Consider the following 16,233-nt stretch of genomic DNA (forward strand, 5'->3'; position numbering starts at 1 on the left):
CGAACACCCCGGTCCTCCAGGCTTTTGCCCCGTCAGATGAACGACCGGCCGTCCGGGCCCGCCGATGGTGCCGCTCGGACCAGGCCCACCGGTCCTGGTTGTGTGGTGCGGGCGGCACGGACCGGCGACGGAACCCTAGGCACTGCCGTCGCCCACGGTACTCCCGGCTCCGGATGCCGGCGGCCCGGCTGTTAGAGTGGTCGCTCGCTGCCCGTGCGGCATTCCGTCATGGAGGAAACCTGCTTTTCGGAGCGGGGCCACTTCAGCGCGGCGGCGAATCTCACCGAGTGAAACAGGAGTTGCCCTATGGCCAACATCAAGTCGCAGATCAAGCGCATCACGACGAACGAGAAGGCGCGTCAGCGCAACCAGGCGATCCGGTCCTCGGTGAAGACCGCGATCCGCAAGGTCCGCGAAGCCGCCGAGGCCGGCGACAAGGCCAAGGCCGTCGAGCTGCAGCGCGACGCCGCCCAGAAGCTGGACAAGGCCGTCTCGAAGGGCGTCATCCACGCCAACCAGGCCGCCAACAAGAAGTCGGCGCTGGCCAAGCGCGTCAACGCGCTCTGAGCTGGTTGATTTCTGAGCAGGCCCCGGCTTCGGCCGGGGCCTTCTTCATGTCCGGACTTCGCATCAGACTCTTCGCGTCCAGGCTTCGCGTCGAGCTTCGCGTCTGGGCCCTTCGCGCCCGGGCTCTTGCGTCGGCCCTTCGCGTCCAGGCCCGTTGCATCCGGGCCTCGTGTCCAGGCCCTTCGCGTCCAGGCCCGTTGCATCCAGGCTTCGTGTCCGGGCCCGGCCGCGGTCAGCGGTCGCCCTTGGCCGCCGCCACCTCGAGGACCGCGCGCTCCAGCGCGTAGCCCGGGTCCGCCGCCACGCCCTTGACCTCGGCGTTCAGTCGCGCGACCACGCGCATCGCCGTCGCGAGACCGTCGGGGTTCCAGCCGCGGGACTGCCCCTGTGCCTTGCGGATCTTCCACGGCGGCATGCCCAGCTCGCCCGCAAGCTGATTCGGGTTGCCCCGGCCCGCGCCGGAGACCCGGGCGATCGTCCGGACCGCGTCGGCCAGCGCGTCGGCGACCAGGACGTGCGGGACACCCAGCTGCATCGCCCAGCGCAGCGACTCCAGCGCCGCCGCACGGTCGCCGCTGACCGCCTTCTCCGCGACCGCGAAGCCGGTGACGTCGGCACGGCCGCGGTGGTAGCGGCGGACCGCGTCGGCGTCGACCGTGCCGCCCGTGTCCGCGACCAGCTGCGTCGCCGCCGAAGAGAGTTCCCGCAGGTCGGAGCCCACGGCGTCGAGCAGGGCGGCGACCCCCGCCGGGTCGATCTTGCCGCCCACCCGGCGCACCTCGTGGCGCACGAACTGCTCCCGCTCGGCCGGCTTGGTCAGTCTCGGGCACTCGGTGATCTCGGCGCCGGCCTTCTTCAGCGCCGTCGGCAGCGACTTGCCCGCCTTGCTGCGGCCGCCACCGGTGTGCACGACGACGAGCACCACCCCGTCGGCGGGGTCCTTCAGGTAAGCCGCGACGGCGTCGGCCAGCTCCTGCGAGATGTCCTGCGCCGACTCCAGGACGATCACCCGGCCTTCGCTGAACAGCGACGGGCTGACCAGCTCGGCCAGCTCGGGCGCTGTGAGATCGGACACCCGGACCCGGGTCAGCTCGGCGGTCGCGTCCATCACGCGGGCGGCGGCGAGCGTCTCGCGGACGGCCCGCTCGATCAGCAGTTCTTCCTCACCCAGCACCAGCTGCAGCGGGGCCGGGGCGGTGGCTTGCGCGGTCACCCGGGAATCCTCTCACTCGTGCTCCGGTGCGCCCGCTCCGGTGATGTCGAGCGGCCACCGTGGCACGGCCCGAGCGCGATGTCGTACGGTGTAGCCGAGGCAGCCCGCCCCGGATCTCCGGCGTGCGCGCACCGACAACTGAATACCGCTCATCCAGAGGGGCAGAGGGAACGGCCCGACGAAGCCCCGGCAACCGGCGTACAGCCTGTCATCCCGCGATCGCGGGATAGCTGACGACCACGGTGCCAATTCCGGCCCGCTTCGGCGGGGCAGATGAGGAAAGGAACCTCGCGATGACCGCCACCCTCGGCACGACCTCCACCACCAAGACCCCGGATCTCGGACCCGCCGTCGAGCTGGTGTCGAAGGAAGAGGGCCACCGGCAGCCGCTCGCTCCGGAGTTCGTCTCCGCCGAAGACTTCTCACCGCTCGAGGTCGCCTACGACTTCGGCCGCGTCCGCCGCGAAGACATCGAAGCCGGCCCCAAGAACATCTGGCGCTACAAGAAACTCCTTCCCGTTCCGTCCAACGTCGAAGAGATCCCGAACACCGAGCCGGGCGCGACGCGCCTGGTCCGCGCCGACCGCCTCGCCAAGGAACTCGGCCTCAAGCGCGTGTGGGTCAAGGACGACACCGGCAACCCGACGCACTCGTTCAAGGACCGCGTCGTCGCCGTCGCGCTGGCCGCGGCCCGCGAGTTCGGTTTCGAGGTGCTCGCGTGTCCCTCGACCGGCAACCTGGCCAACGCGACGGCCGCCGCCGCGGCCCGCGCCGGCTGGCGGTCGGTCGTGCTGATCCCCAAGTCTCTCGAGCGCGCCAAGATCCTCACCACCGCGGTGTACGACGGCGACCTCATCGCCATCGACGGTAACTACGACGACGTCAACCGCCTCGCCACCGAGCTCGCCGGCGAGCACCCGAAGTGGGCGTTCGTCAACGTGAACGTCCGGCCGTACTACTCGGAGGGCTCGAAGACGCTGGCCTTCGAGGTCGCCGAGCAGCTCGGCTGGCGCATCCCGCCGCAGATCGTCGTGCCGATCGCCTCCGGTTCGCAGCTGACCAAGGTGGACAAGGGTTTCCGTGAGCTGGGGCAGCTCGGTCTCGTGGACGCCAGCCCGTACAAGGTGTTCGGCGCGCAGGCCACCGGCTGCTCGCCGGTGTCGGCCGCGTTCCGCGCCGGCCAGGACGTGGTCCAGCCGGTGAAGCCGGACACGATCGCCCGCTCGCTGGCGATCGGCAACCCGGCCGACGGCCCGTACGTGCTCGACATCGTCAACCGCACCGGCGGCGCGATCGAGGACGTCTCCGACGAAGAGGTCGTCGAGGGCATCCGCCTGCTGGCCCGCACCGAAGGCATCTTCACCGAGACGGCCGGCGGGGTCACCGTCGCCACGGCAAAGAAGCTGGTCGAGACGGGCAAGCTGGACCCGGACGCCGAGACCGTGCTGCTCATCACCGGCGACGGCCTCAAGACCCTCGACGCGATCGAGAACCACGTCGGCCCCAAGGCGACCCTGCCGCCCTCGGCCGCAGCCGTGAACAAGGCCCTCGGCTACTGATCATCAGCCGTTCGGGGGCGGGCGAGGCGGCTCGCCCCCGAACGGCAATACCCCCTTCCGCACTTCTGGGCCGTTAAGGTCGGCATCCACCAGTGGATCGACTCGTTCGCGGAGGTTCGGGGTATGCGGTGGGCTGCGGACACGTCCGGCGATCTCGGCACGCATTGGATGATCACTGCCGAGCGTGACGGCCAGCAGCTGCCGGTGACAGTTGTCGCGAAGTGGCAGTGGTACAAGAAGGGATCCCGGCGAGACCGGCTGAGATACGCGGTCATCGAAATCGCCGCTCTCGCCGGTTCGGCCGCGATTCCGGTGGCCGCCGCTGCCCATCTCGACTCTGTCGTCATCGCCGCTCTGGGCGCGTTCGTCCTGATCGCCACCGGGATCCGGACCACCTTCGGGCTGCACGAGAACTGGGTGGAGCACAGCCAGATCGGCTACGCGATCGAGCGTGAAGCCGCATTGTTCCTCCATTCGTCACCGCCTTACGATCGCGCGGACGCTGTCCAAGTGCTGGTTGCCCGGGTCGAAACCCTGTCGGACGAGGGTGGGCAGCAGTGGGCTCGACGTCGGATGAGCGTCGAACGCGGCCGCCAAAGCCACGAGACTCCGCGGAAGCCCGTCGAATGACGGCCCTCCTGGTCACCGGCGGGGCGGCCCGCGCGGCTCACCTCGGCGGACTATCGCCGTTCCGGTGACCACTGCCGTGTCTCCGTCGACATCCGTCCGAGTCACCCGCGCGCCGAGCGCAGCCAAAGTGTCCATTGTGGACTTGCTGGGGTGCCCGTACGTGTTTCCCGCGCCCACGCTGACCAAGGCCACCTGTGGGGCCACCGCCGCGAGGAACGACGGCAGCGAGTAGCGGCTGCCGTGGTGCGGCACCTTCAACACCTCCGCCTTCAGATCTCCGATGTCGGCCAGCAGGTCTGCCTGCGCGGCCAGTTCGACGTCGCCGGTCAGCAGGACCCGGCCCGCCGTGGTCTGCGCTCGGAGCACCACCGAGCTGTTGTTGATCGTCGTGCCGTCCTGTGGCCCGTCCGAGCGGGCCGGTACGTAGCGCGGGCCCAGGACGTCGAGCGCCAGGCCTGGCCAGGCCAGCCGCTCACCCGGATTCAGCTCCACCAGCGGCACCGCCCGCCGGGCGGCCTCGGTAGCCACCTGGCGCCACGCCCACCCGGGCGACCGCCCCGGGCCGACGGCGATCGCGCCGACCGCGCGGCCGTCGAAGACCGAAGCGAGGCCGCCGATGTGGTCGGCGTGCAGGTGGCTCAGCACCAGCAGCGGGATCCGGTCGACCGCCAGCCGGTGCAGGCACTCGTCGACCGGCCCCGGCTCGGGTCCGGCGTCCACAACGACCGCCCGTCCCGGCTCGGCGGTCGCCAGCACGACGGCGTCGCCCTGGCCGACGTCGCATTCGACCATCGCCCAGTTCCGCGGCGGCCACGCCGGCGCCAGCACCCGGACCGGCACGAAAACCAGCAGCGCGCCGGCGACGAGCACCGCCATCAGCACCCGCACCCGCCGTAGCCGGACCGCGAGCACCAGCACCACGAGGACGGCGGCGGCCAGGAGACCGCCCACCCAGCCACCGGGCCAGGCGATGACCGCGCCCGGCGCTCGCGCGCCGTGCCGGGCGACGGTGATCAGCCACCGGGCCTCCGGGTCGGCCAGGTGCACCAGGACCTTCCCGGCGCCCGGCCACCACGGGCCGGTGACCGTCGCCAGCACGCCGAGCACCGTCGCCGGGGCCACCACGGGCGCGGCGAGGACGTTGGTCAGCACCGAAACCAGGCTCACGGAACCCGCCATGCCCGCGAGCACCGGCGCCGTCACCAGGAAAGCCGCCAGCGGGATCGCCAGTCCTTCCGCGAACCCAGGCGGGATCCCGCGGCGGACCAGGGCATCGGCCCAGCGGGGCGCGAGCAGGACCAGCCCGCCGGTGGCGCACACCGACAGCGCGAAGCCGAAGTCCGTGGCCATCGCCGGATCCGCCACCACCAGCAAGCACACCGCGAAGGCCAGCGCGGGCAGCGCCGAACCGCGGCGGCCCAGCGCCAGCGCCAGGAGCGCCACGGCCGCCATGACACCCGCGCGCAGCACGCTCGGCTCCGGGCCGACGAGGACGAGGAACCCGGCCAGGCACGTCCCGGCCGCCGCGGCCGACAGCCGGGGTCCGAGCCGGAGCAGGCGCAACAGGAGCAGTACCGCCCCGCAGATCACCGCGAGGTTGCCGCCGCTGACCGCGGTGAGGTGCGTGAGGCCCGCGGAGACGAACTCCTGCTCGACGCGCGGGGACAACGCGCTCGTGTCGCCCAGTACCAGTCCCGGGAGCAGGCCCGCGGGTTCCTCCGGCAGGACCTGGCACAGGTCGTGGAGACCGGTGCGCAGCCCGGCGGCCGCCCGCTGCCACCACGGCGCCGGGCCGGGCGCGCCCGGCGGGCCGCGCACCGACAGCACCGCGGCGGTCAGGTCCGAACCGCGTGGCGGCATCAGCAGGCCGTTCGCAGTCACCTCTTGGCCCGGTAGCAGCGACGCCCACTGCTCGACCGGAGCCAGCAGCAGGACGCGGCCGGCGGAGGAGACCGGCCGTCCGTCGACCGATGCTGTGCGCACGTCGGCGGCGAGGACGACGGACCGGGCACCGGCTTGCCGGTCGGCGTACCCCGCGCTGCGCACGGGTTTCGGGCGTTCGGCGACGACGACCCGCAACGCCGCCGGCAGCCCTTCTGCGGCAGAGGCGCGAAGTTCGTCGCTTTGGGCTTCGCGGATTCGCCAGGAGATCGGGCCGGCGGCGAGGAGGCCCAGGATCAGCAGGGCTGCCGCCGCGTCGCGGGCCCGGGGCCGGCCGCGGGCCCGCCACAGCACCAGTCCGGCCAGCACCGCCGCGGCGAGTCCGGTGGCGACGGCCGTCCACCAGCCGAGCAGCAGGCCGGCCAATGCCGCCAGCCAGCAGGCCGCTGCTGCTGGGACGAGCCGCATGTCCTGCCGGGTGTCGGTGACAGTGCTCATCCGAGGGCCGCCTGGTCTCGTTGGCGAGCGAACTTGCCCGCGCGTGCCGCTGCCAGCCCGGTATTGGTTACGAGGGGAGTACTCATCCGAGCTTCACCTGCTTCCGCATCCGAACTCGCTTTCGTCTGTGCCGTCGGGAAACCTCGCCCGATTGCCATTTCTCCCGCGACAAGCGGGCCGGCCTGCGCCGCCCGGACCAGGTGGGTGCGGCCACAGCGACCGAACTCGCCCCATTTCGCGGGCACTGACTGCAGCCAGCCAGGTAGCCGCCATCGGGAAAAGCCTCGCCCGATCGCGCCCCGTCCCGCGACGAGCACTTCGGCCTGCGCCAACGCTGACCGGACCGGCCGGGCCGCGGCCACCGGAAACACGCTCGCCCGGCCGCCACCCCTCCCGCGACAGGCGACCAGCCAGCGCCTATGCCGCCCGGGCCCACCGGGTCGCGGCCACTGGAAAGGCGCCAGACCGATCGCGGCCCCTCCCGCGACGAGTGGGCCAGCCGTCGCCCACGCTGCGCGGGCCAGGCGGGTGGCGGTCACCGGGAAGGCGCTCATCCGACCGTCACCTTCTCCCGCAGTTTCTGGAACTTGCTTTCTCCGATGCCATCGACGTCGCGCAGCTGCTCGACCTTGGTGAAGCCGCCGTGGTCGGTGCGCCACTGGACGATGCGCTTGGCCATCACCGCGCCTACTCCGGGGAGCGTGTCCAGCTGGTCCGCCGTTGCCGTGTTGAGGTCGACCTTTGCGTCGGCCTGCGGGGCGTCCGGAGCTGCCGGCGGCGCCGGGATGCCGACCGCCAGCTGCTCGCCGTCCGTTACCTTGCGGGCCAGGTTCAGTGCGCCCATGTCCGCTCCCGGCTCGGGGCCGCCCACCGCTCGCAGCACGTCCGCCACCCGGGCGCCCTGGGGCACCGTGACCAGGCCCGGCGACCGGACACGGCCGATCACGCTGATCACCAGACCCGCCGGTGGCGCGGCGCGCGCCTCCGCCGCCGGTCTGGCGCTGGGCAGCGCGGGCGGTGGCTCGGGCGCCGGACCGCCGCCCACGAGGGCGACCGCGCCGAGGATGATCACCACGACCGCTGCGAGGACGCCGGCCAGTGCCCAGCGGCGGCCGGTACCGGCCGGTCCACCCGGCAGCCAGCGCCGGATCAACCGGCCGCCCGGGCCGACCGTGCTCGCATCGGGCGACAGCTGGTCGGCCAGCCAGGAGAGCCGGTCGTTGACGGGAGAGCCCGGATCCCGGGCGGACTGCTCGAACACACGATCGACGTTAGGGCCCGCGGGGAGGGTCCGACAGGGGTGGCGTCGCTTCCTGTGGACAACCGGGGTGTTGTGGATGGTTTCCGGGACCGAGCCCGGGAGCGGCCGGTTCCGTCGTCCGCCCGTGGTACGGGCGCTAGCTTCGGGGCAAGACCGTCCGCTGGACGACGACCCCCAGCACGCCGGGACCCGTGTGCGCCCCGATCACCGCCCCCAGCTCGGAAACCACGCAGCCCGCCGAGCGCGGCACGGCCTCCTCGAGCCGGTTCGCCAGCTCGACCGCCCGCTCCGGCGACGCGAGGTGGTGGACGGCGAGCTCGACGTCGTCCTCGGCCGCCGCCTGGGCCGCGAGCTCGACCAGGCGCGCGATCGCCCGGTTCATCGTGCGGACCTTCTCCAGCGGCAGGATCCGGCCCTCGGACATGTGCAGCACCGGCTTCACCGCCAGCGCCGTGCCCAGCAGCGCCGCCGCCGGGCCGATCCGGCCGCCGCGGCGCAGGTGGTCCAGGGTTTCCACGACGAACAACGTCGACGAGCAGCCGGCCGCCGTCACCGCGGCGGCCTCGACGTCGGCCGCCGAAGCTCCGGCGGAGGCGGCCGAAGCGGCGTGCAGTGCGGCGAACCCGAGGCCCATCGCGGTGGTCCGCGAGTCGACGACGCGGACCCGGTCCGGCCCCACCTCCTGCGCCGCGAGCACCGCCGCTTCCCAGGTGCCCGACAGCTCGCGTGACAGGTGCACCGACACGATCGCGTCGGCGCCGTCGGCGAACGCCGCCTGGTACTCCTTGACGAACTCGGTGGGCGTCGGCCGCGACGTCGTGACGATCTTCCGCTGCTTCATGGCCTCCGCGACGGCCGCCGGTCCGGTCTCGACGCCGTCGAGGGAAACCACGCCGTCGACCAGGACGTGCAGGGGCACCACCCGGACCGCGTGCCGTTCGGCGAAGCCCTCCGGCAGGTGGGCGGTGGAATCCGTGACTACGGCGACCGACACGCCGTCAGCCTACGTGGCCGGGGGCCAGCACCGGCGCCAGCAACACGGACATCGCCGCGCCCACCGCGGCGTGCCCCGGCCAGCCCCAGTGCATGCCGTCCGGATTGCCCGCGCCGCTGAGCACGTGCTCCCCGACGACGGCTTCGAGGTCCAGCAACGGAACTCCCGCTCGCGAGCTCCAGGCCGCCATCGCCGCCGCCGCGGCCGGGCGCGCGGTGTGCACGCCGCCGTAGGCCGCCGCGCGGTGGACCGACGGCAGCCAGCCGAAGATCGGCAGCTCGGGCCGCAGGACGCGCAGTGCGCCCACGGCCGTGTCGAGGTACTGCACGGTGAGTTTGGCCGGCAGCACCGTGGGCCGGCCGCGCAGCGCCACCGCCAACCGCGGCTGCGCGGCGAGATAGGCCTTGCGCACGACGCGCCGCACCGGGTCGGGCCGCAGGTACCGCAGGCCGGTGCGCAGGTAGGTGGGCAACGGCGAGGGCAGCGTGTCCATGCTGCCGATCGCGAACACGACCGCGTCGACGTGGTGCAGGTCGGCCCAGACCCGCGGGTCGCCGGTCAGCGACCACCAGGCGTCCCGTGCGTTCCAGCCGATGCCCGCGACCAGGTCGGCGGTGCCGCCCAACGCGGCAGCGGCCACATTGGGCCACAGCCGCGGTTCGTCGGCGGCGCAAGGTCCTTCGGGACCGTGAAAGCTCAGCGAATCGCCGAACACCAGCAGGCGCGGCCCCATCGGCTAGCCGTGCATCCCCGCGTTGTAGGCGTGCAGCCGCCACTTCCCGTCGCGGCGGCCCAGCTCGACCCAGTGGCAGTTCGAGATCCCGCCGAGCGACGGCCAGGCCACGACCGGCAGGTCCAGCAGCCGCGCGGTCAGCGCGATGATCAGGCCGCCGTGCGCGGCCAGCAGCACGGTGTCACCCGCGTCGGAGTTGGCCTGCTGCAGGTCCGTGACGACTTCCCCCGCGCGGTCGGCGACGTCGACCCGGCTCTCGCCGCCCGGCGGGGCCCAGGTCGCGTCGGTGCGCCAGCGGTCGCGTTCACCGGGGTAGGCCTGGTCGACCTGCTCGCCGGTGAGCCCCTGCCATTCGCCAAGGTGCGTCTCCCGCAGCCGCTTGTCGATCCGCAGCGGGACGCCGATGGCGTCGGTGAGCACGGTGGCGGTGTCGGTGGCCCGGCGCAGGTCGGAGGCGATGACGAGGTCCGGGGAGAAGCGGGCCAGTGCGGGCACCGCGAACCGGGCCTGGTTCCAGCCGCGCGGGGTCAGCGCCGAGTCGAGGTGACCCTGCATCCGCCCGGCGGCGTTGTAGTCCGTCTCGCCGTGACGCCAGAGCACCAGCCGCCGCGGGCTCACGGGACGTCCGGGTCCTCGTCGGCGGGTGGCTCCTCGAGACCGGCCACCTCGATGCGCGGGCAGTCCTTCCAGAGCCGCTCGAGGCCGTAGAACGTGCGCTCTTCGACGTGCTGGACGTGCACGACGACGTCGACGTAGTCGAGCAGGACCCAGCGCCCTTCGCGGGCGCCTTCGCGGCGGACCGGCTTGTGCCCGCTCTCGCGCAGTTTTTCCTCGACGTTGTCCACGATCGCGCCGACCAGGCGCTCGTTGGACGCGGAGGCGATGACGAAGGCGTCGGTGATGACGAGCTGCTCGGACACGTCCAGCACGACGACGTCGCTGGCCTTCTTGTCCGCCGCCGCGTGGGCGGCCGCTACGGCCAGCTCTCGAGCCTCGGACGTGGCTGCCACAGTGCTCCTTTTCCAGATCGGGTTCGCCCGAGAAGGGTACCCGCAGGGACCGACAGTGGTTCAGTCGCTCTTCCGGTACAGGTCCTTCTTGGCGATGTAGCGGACGACGCCGTCGGGAACGAGGTACCAGACCGGCTCCCCGCGCTCGACCCGATCACGGCAGCCGGTGGACGAAATGGCCATCGCGGTGACCTCGACCAGGCTCACCTTGCCGCTGGGCAGGTGGTGGGAGTTGAGCCGGTAACCGGGCCGCGTGACCCCGATGAAGTGCGCGAAGTCGAACAGCTCGTCGGCCTTGTGCCAGGTCAGGATCTGTTCGAGCGCGTCGGCGCCGGTGATGAAGAAGAGCTCGTCTTCGGGGTATTCGGCGTGCAGGTCGCGCAGGGTGTCGACGGTGTAGGTCTGGCCGCCGCGGTCGATGTCCACGCGGCTGACCGAGAAGACCGGGTTGGACGCGGTCGCGATCACGGTCATCAGGTACCGGTCCTCGGCCCTGGTCACTTCGCGATCGGTCTTCTGCCACGGCTGCCCGGTGGGGACGAAGATCACCTCGTCGAGCCCGAACCGGGACTGGACCTCGCTGGCCGCGACGAGGTGGCCGTGGTGCACGGGGTCGAAAGTGCCGCCCATGACCCCGATCCGCCGTGGTGACATGACCGGAGAGCCTATAAGGCCGAGCGCCAGGAGGCCTGGTGCTCTTCGCCACCTCGCCCGACCGGGCAGAATGTGTGATTCAGGTCACATTACGGCTGGTATCGGTCGCAAACTCTCCGTTCGCGGCGCCGCCGATTCCCGATCTGTCGGTGTCATGGGGTAGACGTGGGGACGTGGACACGACCAGCACCACCCCAGCCCTCCGCGACCGTGCCGAGACCCTCCTCCGGGCATTGGCCGGCGACTCGGCGAAGCTGCGCGAAGACCAATGGACGGCCATCGAGGCCTTGGTGGCGCAGCGGCGCCGCGCGCTGGTCGTGCAGCGCACCGGGTGGGGCAAGTCGGCGGTGTACTTCCTGGCCACGGCGTTGCTGCGCGAACAGGGCAGCGGGCCGACGGTGATCGTCTCGCCGCTGCTGGCGCTGATGCGCAACCAGATCTCGGCGGCCGCGCGAGCCGGGATCCACGCGGCGACGATGAACTCCGCGAATCCCCAGGAGTGGGACCAGGTCCAAGCGGCGGTCGCGGCCGGCGAGGTGGACGTGCTGCTGGTGAGCCCCGAACGGCTGAACAACCCGGACTTCCGCGACAACGTGCTGCCGAAGCTGACCGCGAGCACCGGGCTCCTGGTGGTCGACGAGGCGCATTGCATTTCGGACTGGGGCCACGACTTCCGGCCCGACTACCGGCGCCTGCGCACCCTGCTGGGTGATCTCCCGGACGGCGTTCCGGTGCTGGCGACCACCGCGACCGCGAACGACCGCGTGGTCACCGACGTCGCCGAGCAGCTGGGCCTCGGCACCGGCGCGGACACGCTGGTGCTGCGCGGCAGCCTCGACCGGGAAAGCCTGCGGCTGTCGGTGTGCCGGCTGCCGACGTCGCAGGCGCGGCTGGCGTGGCTCGCGGAGCACCTGGCCGAGCTGCCCGGTTCCGGGATCATCTACACGCTGACCGTCGCGGCGGCGCACGACGTCGCTTCGCTGCTGAAGGACCGCGGCTACCCGGTGGCGGCCTACACCGGCAAGACCGACCCGGCCGACCGGCAGGCGGCCGAGGACGACCTGCTCGGCAACCGCGTCAAGGCCCTGGTCGCGACGTCCGCGCTGGGCATGGGCTTCGACAAGCCGGATCTCGGGTTCGTGGTGCACCTCGGCGCGCCGTCGTCGCCGATCGCCTACTACCAGCAGGTCGGCCGCGCCGGGCGTGGCGTGGAGCGCGCCGAGGTCGTGCTGCTGCCCGGCGAGGAGGACAAGGCGATCTGGGCGTACTTCGGGTCGCTGGCCTTCCCCGACGAACTGCGGGTGACACAGGTGCTGAACACCCTCGCCTACGCCGACCGTCCACTGTCGACGGCCGCGCTCGAGCCGTCGGTCGAGCTTTCCCGGTCACGGCTGGAAATGGTGCTCAAGGTCTTGGACGTCGACGGCGCGGTCCGGCGCGTGAAGGGCGGCTGGACGAGCACGGGCGAGGAATGGCAATACGACCGCGGGCGGTACCAGCGGGTCGCGGAAGCGCGTGACCGCGAGCAGGAGGCGATGGTCGGCTACCTCGCGACCGGGGACTGCCGGATGGAATACCTGCGGCGTCAGCTCGACGACCCCGAGGCGACACCGTGCGGACGGTGCGACAACTGCACCGGGAAGTACTGGGACACGTCGGTGGCCGACGAGGTCGTCGACGCGACCCGGGAACGCCTGCAGCGGCCCGGCGTCGAGGTGGCCCCGCGGAAGCAGTGGCCCACCGGAATGTCCTCTTTGGACGTTCCGGTCTCGGGCCGGATCTCCGCCGACGACCAGGCCGAGCCGGGCCAGGTGCTCGGGCGGCTCACCGACGTCGGCTGGGGCAACCGGCTGCGGGAGCTCGTCGGGCCGCAGGCGAACGACGCCGAGGTGCCGGACTCGGTGTTCAAGGCGTGCGTGCAGGTGCTCGCCGGCTGGCAATGGGCGCAACGGCCGGTGGCGGTCGTCGCGGTGCCGTCGTCCACGCGGCCGCAACTGGTGTACAGCCTCGCGACCCGGCTGGCCGAGATCGGCAAGCTGGACTTCCTCGGCGCGCTCGATGCCGAGGGGCCACCGCCGCGCCAGGCGAACAGCGCACAGCGGCTGGCCGACCTGTGGCGGCGGATGAGCATGCCCGCGGACCTCGCGGCGGTCCTGCCGTCCGGACCGGTCCTGCTGGTGGACGACGTCATCGACACCGGCTGGACGATGACGCTCGCCGCGCGGCTGCTGCGGCGGGCCGGGGCGCCCGCGGTGCTGCCGTTCGCGTTGGCCAGCACGGCCTGAGCGGAAGCAGGACACGTACCTGGACGGACGACACCCGTACCCCGGCGGACGACACGCGTACCTGGACGGACGACTCGCGTACCTGGAGGGTCAGCCGGCGAACGGGGTCGGCGGATGGTGGGGATCTTTCGCACTGCGAAGGAATGTGGCAAAGTCCCGTTGCACCTTCGGGTGACGTGGAGGCCGCCATGACCGAATCCGCCGTCCAGGTTTCGCAGCGCCACCGACTGCCGGTGCGCAAGCTGTTCGCCGCGAGCGCCGGCAACGCGCTGGAGTGGTTCGACTGGACGATCTACGCGACGTGCTCGTCGCCACCGTGCTCGGCTTCGTGCTGGCCCGCGCGCTGGACAAGGCCCAGCTCGCGTCGTGGGGCTGGCGGCTGCCGTTCCTGCTGGGCGGCGTCTTCGGCCTGGTCGGGCTGTGGCTGCGCCGGAGCCTCGCCGAGACCGAGCTGTTCGAGCAGACGAAGACCAAGGCGCGCAAGCTCGAGCGGCCGCTGCTGACCACGCTGACGCACCACCCCAAGGCCGTCGGCAGGCTCGTCGGCTTCACCATGCTCTCGACGCTCTGCTATTACACGTTCTTCAGCGCACTGACGTCGTTCGCGGTGAAGAACCGGCACGCGGATGCCGGCGCGGTCTTCCTCGCGCTGTCGGTCGGCACGGCGCTGTTCATCGCGTTGCAGTACCCGATGGGTGCCCTCGCCGACCGGGTCGGGCGCAAGCCGCAGCTGCTCGTGTGGTCCGGGGCGACCGCGGTCGTCGTCGTGCCGCTGTCCACTTTGCTCGGTCCGGGCGTCGGCGGGCTGCTCGTGGTGTTCTGCGTCGGGCTCGGGCTGTACACCGCGATGACGTCGATCGCGCCCGCCATCATGAGCGAACTGTTCCCCACCGAACTGCGCGGGCTGGGCATCGGGGCCTGGTACAACCTGACCGTCGCGATCTTCGGCGGCACCGCTCCCCTGCTCATCACCCTGTTCGGTGCCGTGTCGCAGACGCTCTACTTCTGGTACGTCGCCGTGGCCGCCGCGATCGCGTTCGCGGTGATCCTCACGCTCCCGGAGACGAAGGGCAGCGAGCTGCGGTAAACCCTTCGTCATCGGCCGGTCACGCTCGCTACGCTGCGCCATCCGGGGCTCCGCCCCGAGCCGGGGGCTTCGCCACCCGGACCCCCGAAAGCGGGTTGAGGGCTTCCGCGACCGGAGCCGAAGGAGGTACACCGTGCAGCAGACCGCCGACGTTACCGAGGAGCTGGCGCGCCGCGTGGTGACCGCCGCCGGCCGGGCGCTGGACGTCGCACTGATGCCGGAACAAGCGCTGGTCCAGGCGTCGCCGCGCGACGGCGTCGATTACCAGGCCAACCTCGCGATGAGCCTGGGCAAGCAGCTCGGTCGTCCGCCGCGTGAGGTCGCCGGACTCATCGCCGGAGCGCTGGAGCTCGACGGGATCGCCGATCCGCCCGAAGTCTCCGGGCCGGGCTTCCTGAACTTCTCGCTGCGCACGGAATGGCTCGAAGCACGCACCGGCGCGCTGCTCGGCGATCCGCGACTCGGCGTGCCGGAAACCACCGAGCCCCGGCGGATCGCGCTCGACTACAGCAGCCCGAACGTGGCGAAGGAAATGCACGTCGGGCACCTGCGCTCGTCCGTGATCGGCGACGCGCTCGCCCGCCTGCTGCGGTTCGCCGGGCACGAAGTGCTGCCGCACAACCACCTCGGCGACTGGGGCACGCCGTTCGGCATGCTCATCGAGCACCTCCTCGACGTCCCCGCCGGGCAACGCGCGATCGCCGACCTCGACGCCTTCTACCGCGAAGCACGCCGGAAGTTCGACAGCGACGAAGCGTTCGCGACGCGGGCGCGCACCCGCGTCGTCAAGCTGCAGAGCGGCGACGAAGACACCCTCGCCGTCTGGCAGGAGCTCGTCGACGAGTCGACACGGCACTTCAACGAGGTCTACGCGCTGCTCGGGATTTCCCTGACCGACAAGGACATCTACGGCGAGAGCTACTACAACCCGTACCTCGCCACGGTCATCGACGACCTCGAGGCAGCCGGCCTCACCGAAGTCAGCAACGGCGCCATTTGCGTCTTCCCCGAGGGCTTCAGCAATCGCGAAGGCGACCGGCTGCCACTGATCGTCCGCAAGCGCGACGGCGGTTACGGGTATGCCGCCACGGACCTGGCGACCGTCCGGTACTGGACGGCCGAGCGCGGCGCCACCGACCTGCTCTACGTCGTCGGGACGCCGCAGGCGCAGCACTTCGCGATGGTGTTCGCCACCTGCCGCGCCGCGGGCTGGCTGACCGGGCACGCCGAGCACGTCGGCTTCGGCACGGTACTGGGCGCGGACGGTAAGGCCATGCGGACCCGGGCCGGCGAAACCGTCAAGCTGGCCGACCTGCTCACCGAAGCCGTGACGCAGGCCGCCGCGGTCGTCACCGAACGCAGTGAGCTCGACGCGGCCGGGCAGGCCGAAGTCGCCCGGGCGGTCGGGATCGGCGCGGTCAAGTATGCGGACCTGTCCGGCGATCGCGAGCGCGACTACGTCTTCGCCTGGGACCGGATGCTGGCCTATGAGGGCAACACATCGGTGTACCTCCAGTACGCGCACGCGCGGACACAGTCGCTCCTCAGGAAGGCGGGCGGACTACCCGAGGGCACCCAGGTGGCGCTCGAGGCGCCGGCGGAGCGTGCGTTGGCGCTGAAGCTGCTCCGGTTCGGCGAAGCACTGAAGGCGGCCACGAGCGGCTACGCACCGCACAAGCTCTGCACTTACCTCTACGAGACCGCCGTTGCTTTCTCGCGGTTCTTCGAAGAATGTCCAGTTCTGAAGGCGTCTTCGCCGTCGCTGCGCGCGTCCCGGCTGAGGTTGACTACGCTGACGTCGCACACGCTCGCGCTCGGGCTTTCCCTGCTCGGCATCGAAGCGCCCGACCGGCTCTAGCGG

13 protein-coding genes, 1 pseudogene and 1 riboswitch are annotated in these 16,233 nt (G+C 71.8%); of the genes and pseudogenes, 6 read left to right on the top strand and 8 right to left on the bottom strand.

Going from position 1 to position 16,233, the window contains the following annotated elements:
* Window positions 1-306 precede the first annotated feature (306 nt).
* On the top strand, window positions 307-567 hold the full coding sequence (gene rpsT, locus ISP_RS34290) for a 30S ribosomal protein S20 (protein WP_013228460.1): 261 nt from the start codon (window positions 307-309) through the stop codon (window positions 565-567).
* A 232-nt stretch (window positions 568-799) separates the two neighbouring features.
* Here the strand turns inward: rpsT and holA are convergent, their stop codons facing one another.
* Complete coding sequence (gene holA, locus ISP_RS34295; protein ID WP_013228461.1) at window positions 800-1,780, bottom strand: DNA polymerase III subunit delta; 981 nt, start codon at window positions 1,778-1,780, stop codon at window positions 800-802.
* 146 nt (window positions 1,781-1,926) lie between these two features.
* Window positions 1,927-2,060: riboswitch (SAM riboswitch) on the top strand.
* Window positions 2,061-2,073: 13 nt separating this feature from the next.
* Here holA and thrC point away from each other — a divergent pair.
* Both thrC and ISP_RS34305 read left to right on the top strand, forming a co-directional pair.
* A complete protein-coding gene (gene thrC / locus ISP_RS34300; protein WP_013228462.1) occupies window positions 2,074-3,339 on the top strand; it encodes a threonine synthase in 1,266 nt (421 codons plus the stop codon).
* Between the two features lie 123 nt (window positions 3,340-3,462).
* Window positions 3,463-3,969 (top strand): DUF4231 domain-containing protein, encoded by a 507-nt coding sequence (locus ISP_RS34305; protein ID WP_013228463.1) that lies wholly within the window; start codon window positions 3,463-3,465, stop codon window positions 3,967-3,969.
* A gap of 12 nt (window positions 3,970-3,981) precedes the next feature.
* Here ISP_RS34305 and ISP_RS34310 read toward each other — a convergent pair whose 3' ends face one another.
* The 7 genes from ISP_RS34310 to nadD form a co-directional block, all read right to left on the bottom strand.
* Complete coding sequence (locus ISP_RS34310) at window positions 3,982-6,348, bottom strand: ComEC/Rec2 family competence protein (protein WP_013228464.1); 2,367 nt, start codon at window positions 6,346-6,348, stop codon at window positions 3,982-3,984.
* A 550-nt stretch (window positions 6,349-6,898) separates the two neighbouring features.
* Window positions 6,899-7,609: a ComEA family DNA-binding protein gene (locus tag ISP_RS34315; RefSeq protein WP_013228465.1), complete on the bottom strand. Its 711-nt coding sequence runs from the start codon at window positions 7,607-7,609 to the stop codon at window positions 6,899-6,901.
* Between the two features lie 136 nt (window positions 7,610-7,745).
* Complete coding sequence (locus ISP_RS34320) at window positions 7,746-8,603, bottom strand: DegV family protein (protein WP_013228466.1); 858 nt, start codon at window positions 8,601-8,603, stop codon at window positions 7,746-7,748.
* A 4-nt stretch (window positions 8,604-8,607) separates the two neighbouring features.
* A complete protein-coding gene (octT, locus tag ISP_RS34325) occupies window positions 8,608-9,336 on the bottom strand; it encodes a diglucosylglycerate octanoyltransferase (protein ID WP_013228467.1) in 729 nt (242 codons plus the stop codon).
* A gap of 3 nt (window positions 9,337-9,339) precedes the next feature.
* Window positions 9,340-9,954 (bottom strand): histidine phosphatase family protein, encoded by a 615-nt coding sequence (locus ISP_RS34330; protein WP_013228468.1) that lies wholly within the window; start codon window positions 9,952-9,954, stop codon window positions 9,340-9,342.
* Window positions 9,951-10,346 (bottom strand): ribosome silencing factor, encoded by a 396-nt coding sequence (gene rsfS, locus ISP_RS34335; protein WP_003067112.1) that lies wholly within the window; start codon window positions 10,344-10,346, stop codon window positions 9,951-9,953. Before rsfS ends, ISP_RS34330 begins: the two co-directional genes overlap by 4 nt.
* A gap of 60 nt (window positions 10,347-10,406) precedes the next feature.
* Complete coding sequence (gene nadD / locus ISP_RS34340; RefSeq protein WP_013228469.1) at window positions 10,407-10,976, bottom strand: nicotinate-nucleotide adenylyltransferase; 570 nt, start codon at window positions 10,974-10,976, stop codon at window positions 10,407-10,409.
* Window positions 10,977-11,173: 197 nt separating this feature from the next.
* On the opposite strand from nadD, the gene ISP_RS34345 reads away from it, so the two are divergent.
* The 3 genes and pseudogenes from ISP_RS34345 (at window position 11,174) to argS (ending at window position 16,230) form a co-directional block, all read left to right on the top strand.
* Entirely contained in the window at window positions 11,174-13,285 is a 2,112-nt protein-coding gene (locus tag ISP_RS34345) for a RecQ family ATP-dependent DNA helicase (RefSeq protein ID WP_013228470.1), read from the top strand.
* A gap of 301 nt (window positions 13,286-13,586) precedes the next feature.
* Window positions 13,587-14,372 (top strand): annotated as a pseudogene (locus ISP_RS34350) (MFS transporter); the annotation flags it as partial.
* A gap of 133 nt (window positions 14,373-14,505) precedes the next feature.
* Complete coding sequence (gene argS / locus ISP_RS34355; RefSeq protein ID WP_013228472.1) at window positions 14,506-16,230, top strand: arginine--tRNA ligase; 1,725 nt, start codon at window positions 14,506-14,508, stop codon at window positions 16,228-16,230.
* Window positions 16,231-16,233 lie beyond the last annotated feature (3 nt).

The sequence above is a fragment of the Amycolatopsis mediterranei genome (assembly GCF_026017845.1).
Lineage (GTDB): Bacteria > Actinomycetota > Actinomycetes > Mycobacteriales > Pseudonocardiaceae > Amycolatopsis > Amycolatopsis mediterranei.

Excerpts from the sequence above, each read along its gene's own strand:
- ISP_RS34310 (WP_013228464.1), bottom strand. The coding sequence starts at position 6,348 with ATGAGCACTGTCACCGACACCCGGCAGGACATGCGGCTCGTCCCAGCA.
- octT (WP_013228467.1), bottom strand. The coding sequence starts at position 9,336 with ATGGGGCCGCGCCTGCTGGTGTTCGGCGATTCGCTGAGCTTTCACGGT.
- rpsT (WP_013228460.1), top strand. The coding sequence starts at position 307 with ATGGCCAACATCAAGTCGCAGATCAAGCGCATCACGACGAACGAGAAG.
- nadD (WP_013228469.1), bottom strand. The coding sequence starts at position 10,976 with ATGGGCGGCACTTTCGACCCCGTGCACCACGGCCACCTCGTCGCGGCC.
- thrC (WP_013228462.1), top strand. The coding sequence starts at position 2,074 with ATGACCGCCACCCTCGGCACGACCTCCACCACCAAGACCCCGGATCTC.
- ISP_RS34305 (WP_013228463.1), top strand. The coding sequence starts at position 3,463 with ATGCGGTGGGCTGCGGACACGTCCGGCGATCTCGGCACGCATTGGATG.